Annotated in this window: 13 protein-coding genes and 1 tRNA gene; 6 read left to right on the top strand and 8 right to left on the bottom strand. The window is 46.7% G+C overall.

Going from position 1 to position 14,680, the window contains the following annotated elements:
• The first annotated feature begins 79 nt into the window (after positions 1-79).
• Complete coding sequence (locus tag NDA03_RS19290) at positions 80-622, top strand: GAF domain-containing protein (RefSeq protein WP_348238876.1); 543 nt, start codon at positions 80-82, stop codon at positions 620-622.
• Between the two features lie 241 nt (positions 623-863).
• Here NDA03_RS19290 and NDA03_RS19285 read toward each other — a convergent pair whose 3' ends face one another.
• The 6 genes from NDA03_RS19285 to NDA03_RS19260 form a co-directional block, all read right to left on the bottom strand.
• Positions 864-2,588: a metallophosphoesterase family protein gene (locus tag NDA03_RS19285; protein ID WP_348238907.1), complete on the bottom strand. Its 1,725-nt coding sequence runs from the start codon at positions 2,586-2,588 to the stop codon at positions 864-866.
• 86 nt (positions 2,589-2,674) lie between these two features.
• A complete protein-coding gene (locus NDA03_RS19280; RefSeq protein WP_348238875.1) occupies positions 2,675-2,863 on the bottom strand; it encodes a hypothetical protein in 189 nt (62 codons plus the stop codon).
• Positions 2,839-2,912 (bottom strand) — tRNA-Pro (locus NDA03_RS19275). Before NDA03_RS19275 ends, NDA03_RS19280 begins: the two co-directional genes overlap by 25 nt.
• A 49-nt stretch (positions 2,913-2,961) precedes the next feature.
• Complete coding sequence (locus NDA03_RS19270; RefSeq protein WP_190682536.1) at positions 2,962-3,327, bottom strand: DUF1818 family protein; 366 nt, start codon at positions 3,325-3,327, stop codon at positions 2,962-2,964.
• Positions 3,328-3,389: 62 nt separating this feature from the next.
• Positions 3,390-4,010, bottom strand: a complete 621-nt coding sequence (locus tag NDA03_RS19265; protein WP_348238874.1) for a hypothetical protein — start codon at positions 4,008-4,010, stop codon at positions 3,390-3,392.
• A 19-nt stretch (positions 4,011-4,029) separates the two neighbouring features.
• Entirely contained in the window at positions 4,030-4,257 is a 228-nt protein-coding gene (locus NDA03_RS19260; protein WP_190416141.1) for a DNA-directed RNA polymerase subunit omega, read from the bottom strand.
• A gap of 230 nt (positions 4,258-4,487) precedes the next feature.
• Here NDA03_RS19260 and NDA03_RS19255 point away from each other — a divergent pair, with 230 nt between their 5' ends.
• Positions 4,488-5,225 carry a GDSL-type esterase/lipase family protein gene (locus tag NDA03_RS19255; protein WP_190439564.1) on the top strand — a complete coding sequence of 246 codons (738 nt, stop codon included), beginning with the start codon at positions 4,488-4,490 and terminating at the stop codon, positions 5,223-5,225.
• Here NDA03_RS19255 and NDA03_RS19250 read toward each other — a convergent pair.
• Positions 5,211-5,717: a pentapeptide repeat-containing protein gene (locus NDA03_RS19250; protein WP_348238906.1), complete on the bottom strand. Its 507-nt coding sequence runs from the start codon at positions 5,715-5,717 to the stop codon at positions 5,211-5,213. The two genes, NDA03_RS19255 and NDA03_RS19250, sit on opposite strands and share 15 nt — an antisense overlap.
• A gap of 120 nt (positions 5,718-5,837) precedes the next feature.
• A complete protein-coding gene (locus tag NDA03_RS19245; RefSeq protein WP_347276120.1) occupies positions 5,838-7,277 on the bottom strand; it encodes an LCP family protein in 1,440 nt (479 codons plus the stop codon).
• A gap of 262 nt (positions 7,278-7,539) precedes the next feature.
• On the opposite strand from NDA03_RS19245, the gene NDA03_RS19240 reads away from it, so the two are divergent.
• From NDA03_RS19240 to NDA03_RS19225, 4 genes are all read left to right on the top strand, one after another.
• Positions 7,540-8,601: a mannose-1-phosphate guanylyltransferase gene (locus tag NDA03_RS19240; RefSeq protein ID WP_348238873.1), complete on the top strand. Its 1,062-nt coding sequence runs from the start codon at positions 7,540-7,542 to the stop codon at positions 8,599-8,601.
• A gap of 134 nt (positions 8,602-8,735) precedes the next feature.
• Positions 8,736-10,388, top strand: coding sequence for an AarF/ABC1/UbiB kinase family protein (locus tag NDA03_RS19235; RefSeq protein WP_339380518.1), 1,653 nt, complete (start codon positions 8,736-8,738; stop codon positions 10,386-10,388).
• A gap of 239 nt (positions 10,389-10,627) precedes the next feature.
• A complete protein-coding gene (locus tag NDA03_RS19230) occupies positions 10,628-12,730 on the top strand; it encodes a glycosyltransferase family 39 protein (protein WP_348238872.1) in 2,103 nt (700 codons plus the stop codon).
• Positions 12,731-13,022: 292 nt separating this feature from the next.
• On the top strand, positions 13,023-14,498 hold the full coding sequence (locus tag NDA03_RS19225) for a glycosyltransferase family 39 protein (RefSeq protein WP_348238871.1): 1,476 nt from the start codon (positions 13,023-13,025) through the stop codon (positions 14,496-14,498).
• The last annotated feature ends 182 nt before the right edge of the window (positions 14,499-14,680 follow it).

Raw genomic sequence — 14,680 nt, 5'->3', positions numbered from 1 at the left:
TTAGAGTGGATGCTATTTGGACTATAGCGTTATCATAAAAAACATTCAATTGTCATAACTCAGTCGGATTTGTCTTCCCGTGCAAAGTAACTTTAACAGAGATTCTGACTCTAGTCCTGCTATACAAGATAGCGATCCGGGTTTGCGAGCATTTGCTAACCGTCTTGCCAATAGTATCGAGCGAGATGTTTTAGTTCAAAAGACGACCGACGAGCTAAGAGATTTGCTTCAAGTCGATCGCGTCGTTTTATATTACTTTTATCGCCAATGGAAAGGGCAGGTTACGTTTGAGTCCTTGAGGTCTAGAGAATACTCGATCTTCGGCTCAACAGGCCCCGATGATTGTTTTAATGATGAATATGCTGCCTTGTACCAAGCAGGAAGGGTACGAGCGATCGCAGATATTGAATTAGAACCGATTAACCCTTGCCACCGCGATTTTCTCCGCACGATGAAGGTACGCGCTAATTTAGTGGTGCCAATTCTAAATTCTGTTCGGTTGTGGGGATTGCTAGTTGCTCATAATTGTCAGGATGCTCGTACCTGGACATCATCGGAGCTTGAAGCAATGCAAAAAGCAGCAGAAACTTTGGCAACGGCTCCTTCAATCCGAGATAGCTAAGTTGTGCTATTTCTTCAATGATTCGTGAAGGCGAAATCCCCGATTTCTCGCTCGAAATCGGGGATATAAACCACTGGTATCTCAAAACTCATATCGGATTCTTATAAAAGTAACTGTAAAGGGGCTTGCTTTACCTAATTTTAGCCGATTTATGCTTGCAAAATGGTGGGGTAACAACTTTTTAGAATGATTGAGCGATCGCGCTCATTGCCTACTCGATAAATCGCCGGATAAATTTCCTCTATTTCAGCTTAAATTCATCAAACTTTACCACCTCTGAGTCCAGTTTTCGCGTATCAAAACGGTAACTGCTCACCGTACCCGTTCCCGTGTCGAAGATGCTAAATGCCGTAATCTCATTACTCGCCACATACGACAATGGCTTCCCATCTTCACCCATTAGCGGCGCAATGGTTGGTACTACTGCCTCTAACCCATTTGGATCGCCCGTTACGATATCATTCTCTTGATACTCTTCTGGTACAGGTCGCTTCTTTTCGCCCAACGCCGCACCATAGGAGTTGCCGACATTCGAGGTTTCTAAAAAGTGCATCCCGCTAGAACTGACAAAGCGATTCCACAGGTGCGAGTGCCCATAAAATACTAACTGCACATTAGCAGCTTCTAGCAGTGGTACTACATCTCGGATAATGTAATCAGCTTCTCTAGGGTACTTGTAACGCACCGATTTAATATTGCCATTCCCATCTCGGTCGATCGTCTGCACCGGATCAGTATAAGGAGGGACAACGTTATCCCCCAGTGAATGTGGTGGGTGATGAAACATCACAACTTTGTACTTTGCTTGCTTAAACTCCGGGCTATTCAGTTCTTTTTCGAGCCAGGTGTATTGTTCGCTACCCTTGGCAATTGCCTCAAAGATGTGCTGCCCATATCCCCACTTTTCCGGGTTATTTAAGTGTTGTTCTCGTTCGCGGTATCTTCCCTTTGTCTTCTCCTCTAATCCCCAGTAACGCCACGCATTGGTCGCGTAAAGCACCACCAACCGCACATCACCAAATGTGACGGCATAATATTTTTTTCCACCCTCCCTACTTTCGGGTAAAGTAAAAATTTCTTCGTAAGTATCGGTATTAAAAGAATTATCTTTTAACGGTTGAAGAGACGCCAAATTGCGCTTCGTGTCCTCACCGGGGTTTAGTTGCTCTGCCTTTTTTTCCTCTGCCTTTTGTGCATAAATTTTCTGAGCAGCCCAACGAGGATAGGAGTCATCGAACTGATCGTTTAAGCTACTTTCCATCGAAAAGCGTCCCATCACTTCATGATTGCCAATCGCTGCATACATGGGGGCGTTTTGAATTATCTGTCCGCCCCGGTAAACCGTCTTGACACCATTGTGTTCAAGTTCATTGTGTTCAAGTTCGTAGTTGCTGCGACCTTGGAGACAAGGAAAGAAGGCACCCCCCCGATTGTCATCAAACCACTCGGAGGCACGGTCGGGAATGTTGACTAAGTCACCGACAAAGAAGACAGCGTCTACTTGCCCGACGGTCTCAACGACCTTCTGAAGATTGGCAGATGTCATCGGCTTGAGCTGGTGGTCGGAAGTCAGCAAAATTTTCAGTGATGTGCCCGGTGTGGGTTTGGGGGCGAGCGTGAATACCTCACTGCTAACGCTCGTACCATCTTCCCGCAGGCTAGTGACGCGATAAGAAACTCGCGTGCCAGGAGTTAACCCAGTCACCTCTGCTTCGTGCCGCCAGATGTCTCGGCTGGTCGGCTGCTGGTAAATCTGACCGTCTTGAGTCTGATTTCCTACCCGCGATTGACTATCCTCACGAGTGCGGCTGAGTTTGGTGGTACTGGCGACAACACTGCGAGCGAGATTCTCACCGTAGGCGACACGATGCTCACCAGCAAACTCAGTAAACCACACAACTCGCACGCTTGTTTCGGTCGGCAGTTGTAGAAAGGGATCGGTTAGCAGCTGGGGTTGAGATGTCATAACTGGCTGCTTAGTTAATAGGACAATTATTAGGGTAAGCGATGTCACAACCAGAAAAATAGCTGCCGTCAGCAGAGAGCGGCTGGTTAAACGTCTGAGCATAAGCGATCGCTCCACAACAATAACCGCGATACAGGCTCCTTACACGCTAAGCCATGAGCTTCTATGACTTCTATGACAATAATGAGCGATTTTTTATCTCCCTCAGGAGAACTCGCCCCTTTCAACTTAACGGATTCTGCCGGACTAATCGGAGTGGCGGGATTCGAACCCACGACCTCAGCTACCCCAAAGCTGCGCGCTACCAACCTGCGCTACACCCCGGCACAGTCTTATATTCTATATCAGCTTTTTTAAAGCTGTCAAGATGCAATCAGAAAACCTTTAACATTTGAGCCGCTTGCATCAAACCCGGTACTGCTGCCTCATTCCAGCTACCCTCACCCCGCCGTCCCGTGTGGAGAATGAAGCGAAGGCTGTAAGCATGGGGGTAGCCCTCCACTTCCATCCAAAGTAAGTCGCTTTCAGTTTCGCAGGCGATTTTCTCCTCATCCATCAACTCAGTCGCGATCTGGCTCATACTTTCTACCAATTGCGCCAGCAAGCGACAAAACTCATTTAACTCTGCCTCTGTCAGCTCTATCGCCCAATCATCCCCACCAACTAACCCTTTAAACTCACTCGTGTTAGGGTTCCAGCCAATGCGCCAGCCAACTCCACTTTTGATGAGACGTTCCATAAAAGTCATTAAAAATCAAAAACTAAAGCGCTTTTCTTACATTTTTAGTTTTTAATTTTTCATTACTTGAGTAACTGAGCATCTCCTGGCTGAGGCAGTGCTAGCCCTCCACTGGGTTTGGGTGCTGCCTGTGGCTGAGGTGAAGCGCTGGGAGAAGGTACGGGTGCCTGCTGCTGAGAATTGGGAGTGAATAGACTCACGAGGGCTTGAACTAAGGCGTCTCGTTGCGCTCGATTCAGACGTTCAATGACCGCGCGATCGCTCTGCATGGGATTTTTCTGCAACGTATCATAACCCGGATATAGCGACTCCTGGATTAGTTCGTTTGCGCCCAGATAGTCCGCCAAGGTCAGTTTCCAGTCCAGCCGATAATTGGGCGGACGTGATTTTACATAAACGTGATACCGGATGATGCGCCCCACTAGGGTATTTTCCGATGCCTGCTTGCCAGTTTCCTTGCTGATGTATTGATTTTCTAGCGGCAAATCCGGTAGGCGTTGATAAACTTGCCGCCAGACATCCTGAGTTCCGTACATCTGGGCAATCGCAGGCTGTTCGGAAAGATGAAAAAGCGAGGATGAAGGATTAAAGATGCTTCCCCAAGGAAATAAAAACAGCGCCGTTAGAGAGGCAACGGCAAAACGTAGCATTCGCTTGGGAAATTTTCTGGTTTGTCGCTTCATCTTGCTTGTTGTTTTTTATCTAATCGCCAATAATTTCCGGTTGCGTTAGCTCATCGGACATTTCCAGAATCGCCCGCAGCACTGGCTTCATCATCGGATCGTCAACATTATCAAAGTCTTCATAGCGACGGCGCTTAGCGCGATTCGCTACTTGAACGGTAATCCGGTAGCGATTGGAGGCAGCACTCACCAGCTCTTCAGCCCGGAGTAAAACTTCGGTTGTATCAAACTTGAAACGCTTTTGCATCACGTTGGATTAGTTGTTAATTGTTGTTCGTGAGTAGCGGCGCACAGTCGCGCGACCCTCCTGTCACCTTGCACCCTTCAGTCTAGCAGGAGTCCCCAATTTTTGTGGCTGTTAGCACCGCCCGGAGATTCACTGAAGAATTTCTTTCAAGACAAAGAATCGTTTAATATTATGTAGATTCTTATCAATCTATCTATATCATTCTGAAAATAAGTTCGAGATTACAGTCCATGCAAACCCTTGTCCCTCCTACGATTAAGCCGTTTCCTGAAAGCGATCGCCATCCTCTGAAGCTTGTAGCACTGGGAGACAGTCTTGTTTATGGATTCGGCGATCCGGAAGGTGGCGGGTGGGTAGAGCGGCTGCGGCGTCGCTGGATGCTGCCGGATAGTCCGGGACACGTTCTCTACAATTTGGGTGTCCGGGGTGACGGCATCAGCCAAGTGCAACAGCGGTTAGAGCAGGAGTTTCGCCATCGCGGTGAGCTGAGAAATCGCGTACCCGATGCAATTATTCTATCAGTCGGGGTCAATGATTCGGCTCGGTTGGCTCGACCGACTGGGCGGAATTTTACCGATTTTGAAGTTTTCAAAGCAGAAATGGATTTGTTGCTGGAGCGATGTACTCAGAGCGCTACCGCAACGCTAACCCAAAGATTCTGTCCGGTACTCTTTGTGGGGATGGTGCCGGTAGATGAGGCGAAAATGCCATTTTTGGACTGTTTTTACTATAATCACGGCGATCAATATCGCTATAAAGAAGCAACGCGGTTAGCGTGTCAGGCGCGACAGATTCCTTATCTAGATATTTTCGAGCTGTGGATGAATCGGGGTGAAGATTGGTGGCGATCGCATCTTACTGAAGACGGACTCCACCCCAATGTTGCAGGCTATCAGGCATTGCTCCAAGATGTCCTCAACTGGGAGCCAATGCAACAATTGGCGAACGACCGTTTAGCGACAGCCTAAGCTGTCCCGCGTAGAAACACCCGTTACTGGGTTCACACCTTCTGCTCGCTGACAGAGCTGAGATACTTCGTAGCGGTCAATTAGCGCATCCGTAAAATCTGCGCCCGTAATGATGGTGTCGTAGAAGCGAGTCCGCGTCAACGTCGCTTCCGTTAAAATCGCGTTGGTTAAATTAGCCTCGTCCAACGTTACTCGGTCTACCAAAGCCCCAGTCAGGTTTGCTCCTTCCAGATTTGCTTTTAATAACACTCCCTTGGTCAAAATCGCATTGGTAAGGTCAGCTCCCTGGAAGTTTGTTCCTCGCATTTCAGCTGCGACAAATACACCACCAACTAAATCAGCATTCGAGAAATCCCGATTTTCCAAATTAATATTGGTGTAATTAATTGTCCCTGCCTGAGCAAAAGCGGGAGTAGCACTCAACATCACCCACAGCCATGCCAAAGCTAATAGCAAGATAGCGCTAAGCACGCGCACCACAAAGTTTTTAATTGCTTTTGAAGTTAAAGGTTGCATAGGATTAATCAAAAATTTAAAAAGCAAGTTGTTCTTTTTAAGGCTCTCCAGCTTCGTCTGCAATCAAAGATAAAAATAAGGCAGCTTTTCAATTTTTTATTGTACATTTTTCATTGTATCGAGCCAGTCTTCACCCACTCGTAGGGTAATCTCAGATTCCAAATCACCGATAGAAGCCGCTTCAATATGACCGACGCCCAGCACTCTTTTCAAAGCCGCTGCTTTTGTTAAATCGCCTTGCTGCACAATAATTTGAGTTTGGCGTTCGCGGTCGGGCCAATCATTGACAACATAAACATTTACAAATCCCTTCGCCGCCAGATATTCAGAAACACGATAAGCGATACCAGGCTGCTCGGTGGCATTTTGGATTGCGATTCTCAGGGTGCTAAGAGAACGGCTTTCCTCTACAGAGGCAAGAGTCGTTTCTTGCCCAAAATATTGGCGCATGATGCGATCTCTCCCCTCGGAATCCAGAATCCAATAGCTGGCAATGTACTCCTGGGGGTCGCTGAATCGACCGGGCAACAACACCATTTTGAAATCATCTTGCTCCAAGTTGATGCCAAAATTTGCCAGCGCTAGGGTTTCTTCTAAGCTGAGATTCGTGTCAACGTACTTCCACATCACCCGGATCAGTTGAGGCAAGCGAGGCAATACGGCTGGGTTCGTCAGACGCTGCCGCAACGACTTGAGAAGGGCTTGCTGTCGCTGCACCCGACCAATATCGCCGTTCTTGTCATTCCGGAACCGCGCAAACTGTTCTGCTTGGTCGCCATTGAGAGTTTGCCAGCCTGGGGAAAGATCGATTTTGAGTTTTTGGGTTTCGTCTACATAGGACATCTGGCGAGGAACAAATACCTCAATGCCGCCCACCAAATCCACCAACTCCCGAAAGGCATCGGTGGTGACTCGCACGTATCGATCGATCTGGACGTTGTTTAGGGTACGGCTGACAACTCGTGCGGATAAGGCTGCGCCCCCGTTGACATTTGCCTGGTTGATCTTGTTAAAACCAACGCCCGGAATTTCCACTCGCGTATCTCGTGGAATGGAAAGCATTTTTACTGAATGGTCAGTCGGGTCTAACCGCAACAGCAGCATCGTATCGCTGTTGCCAGTGAAATTATCCGGCGAATTATCTGGTGAGTTGTGGAGGCGGTCAATTCCCATAACCAGGATATTGACGGGTCGCGCCAGACGGTACTGAAAACCTCTACCCCATCCCTCAGTCGCGGTCTTTTCTCCTGGAGTCTGGGAGGCAACGATCGGCGACAAAGGGGTAATCAGTGCTAAAGTTGCTCCCACTGTGGCAGAAACTGTTGCTGTGATGATAAAGACAGCGATCCATAACAAGCGCCGCCCCAAGTTGTTTTTTTGGGGCGAAACCTCATTTGCCACATCGCTTGTCTGCGATTGGGGTGAGGTGTCGGAATCGTCATCAACGGCATCTGTACGGGGTGCCTGCTGATTGCTAGAACCTTTAGACGTTTCGTGGTCTGGACTGGTTTGAGACTGTTTGATACCTTCTTCCACGTTTACCTCGTCACCACAACCGCAGACTATATGTATCTTTCTGGAGACTTATTTCCAAGGTGGATTATAACTTTAGGTTCTCCATCTCCCAAAGGAAATGACATTGCAGCGGTGCCTTAAGCTTGTTTCTACAGGTTGGTTTCTACAGAAATTTGGGAGAAGTTGCACGAGGCGTTTGATCGGGAGCAAGCACAAAGGTTAAACAGCGATCGCGATCGCGTCAAGGTTAACATAGAGCCGAAAAGAATCGCTAAAGCCAAAAATGAACCAATCGCTAATACCTGTCATTCTCGCCGGTGGTAAAGGGGAACGCTTCTGGCCTCTCAGCCGCAAGCACCGACCCAAGCAGTTTTTAAGTTTGGATGGCAGCGGTAAGAGTTTACTGCAAGCAACTGCCGACCGGCTGTTATCTCTGGCTGGAGGCTGGGAGAAGCTATGGGTCGTTACTTCGGCTTTGCTGGCAGATGGGGTGAAAGAACAACTGCCCCAGCTACCCGTGGAAAATTTGCTCGTTGAACCAGAAGGACGCGATACTGCCCCAGCGGTCGCCTGGACAACGCTGGAAATTGCTAAGCGGTATGGAGAAAACGCTGTTGTGGGCTTTTTCCCCGCCGACCATTGGATTGCAGACGAGAAGGCTTTTCAACAAACGCTGGAAGCCGGTGCTACTTTGGCAGCAACTCAGCCGTCGATTGTGACATTGGGGATTAAGCCGAATTATCCATCTACGGGCTACGGTTACATTGAGCAAGGAGAAGAAACTGGCAAGGTTGGGGAGTTTCCCACCTACCGCGTCAGCCGATTCACCGAAAAACCCGACCGCCCGACGGCAGAGGAGTTTTTGGCAACGGGTCGATTCAGCTGGAATAGCGGAATGTTCATCTTCCAAGCTGGGGTCGTGCTAGATGAACTTCGCACTTACTCGCCGGAAATGATGGATCTTCTCGAAGAAAAAGGGGTTGCAGCTTACTCTCAGATGCCGAAGAAGAGTATCGACTATGCGCTGATGGAGAAGACTCAGCTGGCTTATGTGCTGCCAGTGTCCTTCGGGTGGGACGATTTGGGAGATTGGAACGCCATCGAACGGTTGCTGAAAGGCGATAAGCCCAATGTAGAACTGGCGACTCACGTGGGAATGGATACGCAAGGGGCGATTCTCTACGCCGAGGGTGAGGATGAGGTAATCGTGACGATTGGGATGGAGGATGTGGTGATTGTACGCGATCGCAATGTCACGCTGATTGTCCAAAAAGACCGCACCCAAGAAATCAAAAAGGTTCTTGAGTTACTACGAACCGATCCCAATCTCGAAAAATTGCTGTAATCTACCCTCCAACGGAAGGCAGAAATTGGAAGTATGAAGTATTAATAAGAAGGATGATTGCTAATGGCGAATTGCGAATTGTTCAACAGCCATTAGCCATACTTCCATAATTCCATTCGCCATTCGCAAAACCCGTGTTTTCCTTAACCCAAACCACTTCTCGCCAACGCGAAATCCTTGAAGTCGTCTTCCGCAACGGTTGGGACTACATGAGACGGCTCTTGACCGGCGGCAAAGCTGATGAACCGAGACTGCCGACCCCCGCCGTCCTCCGCAACATCTTAGTGGATTTGGGGCCGGTCTACGTCAAGTTGGGACAATTGCTCTCGACTCGCCCTGACTTACTCTCGGCGGACTACATTGAAAAACTGTCAACGCTTCAATCTGAGGTACCGCCCGTGCCTTGGTCAGAGGTTGAAGTGGTGATTCGGAAGCAATTGGATCGTCCGATGGAGGAAGTTTTCAGCACCATCAACCCGGTGGCGGTTGCTGCTGGTTCAATTGCTCAGACGCATCGCGCCACCTTAGCAGATGGGCGGGAAGTGGCTCTGAAGGTGCAGCGACCGGGAATTGATGCGATTATCTCTCAAGATATTTCCATCATTAAAGGTTTAGCCGATTTAGTTGCTCGCACCGATATTGGGCCAGATATCGATATTGTCGCTTTAGCGAACGAATTTTCTAATGCTTTGCTGGCTGAGCTTGATTTTACCCAAGAAGCCAATTTCACCAACCAGCTGCGCCGCAATTTATCGACCAGCCGCTGGTTTGACCCCAAGCAGGTGGTGATTCCGGAAATTATTTGGCAGTTAACCACCCAAAAGCTATTGGTACTGGAATGGCTAGATGGGGTACCGTTGCTAGAGGCAAATTTCGAGCAAATCAACGACGGTAAAAGCCCCAGCGACCAGCGGCGAGACATCACTCGGCTACTGTGTCGCGTTTTCTTTCAACAGTTGTATCTTGACGGCTTCTTTCACGCTGACCCGCATCCAGGCAATATTTTTTATCTGAGAGATGGTCGCGTAGCGCTGCTTGACTTTGGGATGATCGGGCGACTAGACCCCCGGACTCAGCAGATTTTAACGGAGATGCTGTTAGCGATCGCAAATATTGATGCCCGTCGCTGTAGTCAGTTGACTTTGCAATTAGCTGAATCGGCTCAACCAGCAAATTTAGCAAAGTTAGAAAGTGACTTTGAAAAGCTGTTGCGAAAGTATTACAACCTGAGTCTGTCACAAATCAATTTGAGTCAAGTTTTTTATGAAGTGTTGCAAGTCGCCCGCGACAATAAAATCCGGTTGCCTAGCAATATGGGATTATATTCAAAAACGCTAGCAAATTTGGAGGGCACAGGCCATTTATTTGACCCAGACTTGAATCTCATTGAGGAAATTAAGCCTTTGATGACCGATTTATTCCGGCGTCAATTATTCGGGGATGACCCGTTACAAGCTTTGCTGAGAACAGCTTTAGATATTAAAAGTTTGTCTTTGGAATCTCCCCGCCAAGTGGAGTTGCTGCTCGAAAGAATCACTTCTGAAACGTTGAAGTGGAATATCAAGATGCCAGACATCGTTCCATTTCGTCGCAGTTTGGAGAACTCTGCTAACCGCCTTTCCTTTAGTGTTGTCGTGGGTTCCCTAATTATCGGAGCGGCGATTATCTCCAGCAATGCTCAAACAGGAGGGGGGCTATCTTTATTAAGCAATGGTTTATTTGCTGCTGCTAGCTTCCTGGGTTTGTGGCTAATTGTAAGCATCCTACGTTCTGGGCGTTTGAAGTGATAGAGTTACTGTTGTCTGGGAAGTAAACTTTTTTTATCACGAATCAAGCTTAATAGGGCAATCCTATTTAAGGTATGAGAGCCTAACAGTTTTAAATCCCCGAATTCTTGAAGAATCCGGGGATTTCGCATTTCGGAATTATATAGAACTGCTAGATCAAGGCTATCTGCTCACCGATGTTTACAAACAGCCTCTAAAAGTCGGAGAATGGGCTATTAATTTAAAGTCACATACTTCTATTGATCAAAATAAAAGGCTCTCCTCTTTTGCTCGGCATCTTTCTGGTGTCGCTGACGCTACGCATCCTGGCAATTACCGTTCCCATCAATTCTGATGAAGTGCTGTGGATGACTCGCGGTAGCACCTTTATACAGAACTTGCTGGAGGGAGATTTAACTGGCACCTATCGCCGTCATCATCCAGGCGTCACCAATATGTGGGTGATTGGCAGCAGTATGTTAGCGAATTGTCGGTTGCAAAAGCACTTCCCAAGTTTGCTAGGTCTGAATCAGCCACTAGACCTGGATGCCTGTTTCAACCAAGTTCAGTTCCCCATCCTCTTCTACGTGCTGCCGCGCTTGCTACACGGTGCGATCGCTTCAGCGTGTATGGTAAGTTTTTATATCCTCACGAAGCGGCTGTTGGGGCAATCCGTCGCGCTATGCTCTCTTAGCCTACTGCTACTAGAACCCTTCTTTTTAGCTTATCAGCGCTACCTCACTACTGACGCGCTGATGGCGGATTTTAGTATTTTGGCGTTGCTGCTATTTTTACTGTATCTGCGGAGCGATCGCTATCACCGTCGCTTGCTTGTCGCCTCTGGAGTATTTATGGGACTGGCGACAGCGACAAAAGTGACGGCTCTATTTATCTTGCCTGCTGTTGCCCTCTGGATCGTGCTAGTTGAGTCGGGAATCTGGCGAACCAGCTTTCCTCAAAGGGGTTGGAAGCAGCAGTTGGCGGATCTCAGGTGGTGGGGATTGAGCCTTTTAGGGACAATCGTTCTAATTTGGCCTGCAATGTGGGTGTCACCCTCCTATGTTCTGGCGCAGATTTATAAAGGTCTGTTGAAAGAGTCTGCAAGAGGCTTACTTTTCTTCTTAGGGCAAATAACGGATTCGCCGGGACTACTTTTTTATCCGCTGGTGCTGGCGTATCGTCTCTCTCCCGTGCTGCAAGTGGGGTTTCTGGTATTTTTAGCGATATTGCTAATCCCCAAGCTGCGGCGTCACCAAAAGAAGATGCCGGAAGTAACAGCACTCGCTTTAATTCCCTTGTGCGTGCTGCTGATCCTCTCAGTCAGCGACAGTAAGATTGACCGTTACATTAACCTTTTCTTGCCAGTGCTAGCACTGCTATCTGCGGTTGGCTGGCTAGAAATGATGATTTGGGTCGGACGCGGCGCGGAGGCACTGCGGCGTCGCTTCGGTAAATGGGGAATCAACCGAGGCGTAACCACAGCGATCGCGCTTTTCGGATTACAACTTATCGTCCTTGTACCTTACTATCCTTATTACCTAAGCTATTACAACCCTTTGCTGGGCGGTTCGCGTGCTGCCAAACATATATTTATGATGGGTCAAGGCGAGGGTCTGGACTTAGCCGCTAAATGGTTGAACCAGTCACCGAATGCGAAAGAAATCAAAGTCGCCAGTTGGTATAGTTCCTCATTTGCCGCCTATTTTCACGGTCAAACTTTACCGATCGAAAAAGATATCCTGCCCGATCCCCAGCCTTGGACGACAGCGAATCGCGTGGTATTGTACTACAACCAATTCCAGCGTCAGTTGCCAGAACCAAAAGCGATCGCTTACTTTGTCCCCCAGCAACCGTTGTATGCGGCACGATTGCACGATATTGACTATGCACGAGTGTATCCTGGCCCGGTGCCTTTACCGGAGGATTTAGAACGCATTCAGGTTCCGCTTTCTGTATCTTTTGGCAAGCAGGTGCAATTGCTCGGTTATGACCTGAATACTTCTAAACTCTCGCCCGGTGAAGTGCTGGTATTGACATTCTACTGGAAATTTTTGGCACCGATATCCCCTGATATGACGATTAACATCAGTCTGCGCGACACGCAAGGAAACCTACAAAATCGTTCCGATGCACGTCCGCTGGATGGCTATTTTTTTACAGATAAAGTAACTTCAGGTACAGTCTTACGGGATGGCCATAAACTTACAGTTGCACCCGGTACACCAGCCAATCGCTACCGTCTTGAGGTAGGGTGGTATTCGCCCAGCAACGGACAAGCATTGGAAGTCCGCGATGCGGTCGGAAATTCCCCAGGAACCCAAGCAATCATTGGTGAGGTCGAGGTAATAAGGTCAGATACATAATATAAACGCTTGACTAATTTCACCTATTACATAAAAACCTACATAAGGTTTGTCTGCTAGCTATTTAATTGGGAGCATCTCTCTTGTGAAAATTTATATAACCCATCCTCAGCTAGGATTTCTCCCTTTCTCCTTTCTCCCTCCCCGTAAACGGGGAGGGTTGGGGTGGGGTTCCGGAGTGCAATTAATTTTTTAAAATGTATTAAAAATATCCTCTTCATTTACCATTAGCTTCTCATCAATTATGAATTTTAGGCTTTCACCGCCTATAAAATTGAAAAATTTATTAAAGATGACCCATTTAAAAAATATCTTTTTTTCTATAATCATACTATTTCTCTACGTTGGCTTTGTACTGGCAATTAGACCAGTCAATCAGGCTTTTGAATTCGATTATGATGAGGGATTAAATTTAATCAAAGCGCTTTTATACTCGCAAGGCTTTTCTCTATACACGCAGATATGGAACGATCAACCTCCTCTATTCACCGTCTTTTTATCTTACTGGTTTAATGTATTTGGATATTCAGTTTTTGCGGCACGGGTGTTGGTTATACTCTTTTCAGCACTTCTAATTTGGTCTTTTTATCAAATTATACGCTTCTCTTTAGGAAAAATACCTGCTCTTGTTGCTACACTATTACTCTTCACCTCATGGCTATTTCTTAGACTCAGCATTTCCGTGATGATTGGGATTCCCTCTTTATCTCTGGCAATGCTCTCTGTTTATTTGCTAACTCTCTACAAACGGCAGCGTCGTAAACGTTTCATTATTTTATCAGGAGCCGTTTTAGCAGTATCTTTGCAAACGAAACTATTTACTATATTTCTGGTTCCTTTAATGATTTTTTATCTGCTGGATTTTAAACTCCGAGAACCGGAGGGAAGTAAATCAAAAAACTTCTTTCCGTCCTCTGTTTTATCTCCTCTGCTTTTATGGTTAATTTTTATTGCAGTTATCTATCTAGGAGTTAGCTTAATTTTTCAAGCTTTTAATTATGAACAGCTAGTTCAAGCACACTTGGGGGAGAGAGTTCAAGGCCAGTCAACAACCTTTAATAATATTGAAAATTTACCTTACTTTATTCAGCAGGACTATGACTATGTATTTTTGGCGTTTATTGGTAGTTTAGCAATTCTATTTAAAAAACAAAAAGAGGGGATTTTTCCTTTAACCTGGCTGGTGACTGCTAGTCTAATTCTCCTCAAGCATAAACCTGTTTGGTATCACTACTATCCTTTACTGGCGATTCCCATTTGCTGGTTAGCTGGTTATGGAGTTGCTTTAGTCATTAATTTGTTTCCAAAAGGGTGGAATTCTAATCTAAAATCCCTAAACTTCAAAAAGCTAATTTTCCCTATCTTAGCCACAGCACTTTTGATTGTCTCTATGATTGCGATTCCTGCTAAGCCTAAAGGAAGACCACCCAAAAGTCTTGAAGTTATGAATCTAGTGTTGAAACACAAAGATTCTACTCAATGGATATTCACAGATCGCCCCATATACGCTTTTTATGCGGGTTTGCCGGTTCCTCCAGAACTTGCCGTTATCTCAGATAAACGATTTAAATCGGGAAATTTGACTTTCGATGATATTATTGCTGTTTTGAAAAAGTATCATCCCGAACAAATTGTCCTAGCAAGATGGATTGAAACATTTAAGAGTAATAGTCAATTCAACACTTACATCGACGAAAATTACTCAAAGACTTATCAAGATGACAAAGGGACGGTAGAACATTATTTATTAAAGAAATCTTCCAGTTAGGGAAATTGCGACTGTTGCTCGAAAAGAGATGATAGTGGATTCCCAAACGCAGCGCTACCGTATTTAATGACTGGAACTTTGCTATAAGGCGAGACATCCGCAAACCACTCTGGCTTATTTTGCAAGTTGATCTCGGTTAGTTTACTACATCTTTTTACTGCTAGTCATAGCTTGATTGTCAC

Source organism: Trichocoleus sp. Lan, assembly GCF_039961855.1.
Lineage (GTDB): Bacteria > Cyanobacteriota > Cyanobacteriia > Cyanobacteriales > FACHB-T130 > FACHB-T130.
Note: the sequence above shows the minus strand (reverse complement) of the source record. Positions and strands in the feature narration are given on the sequence as shown.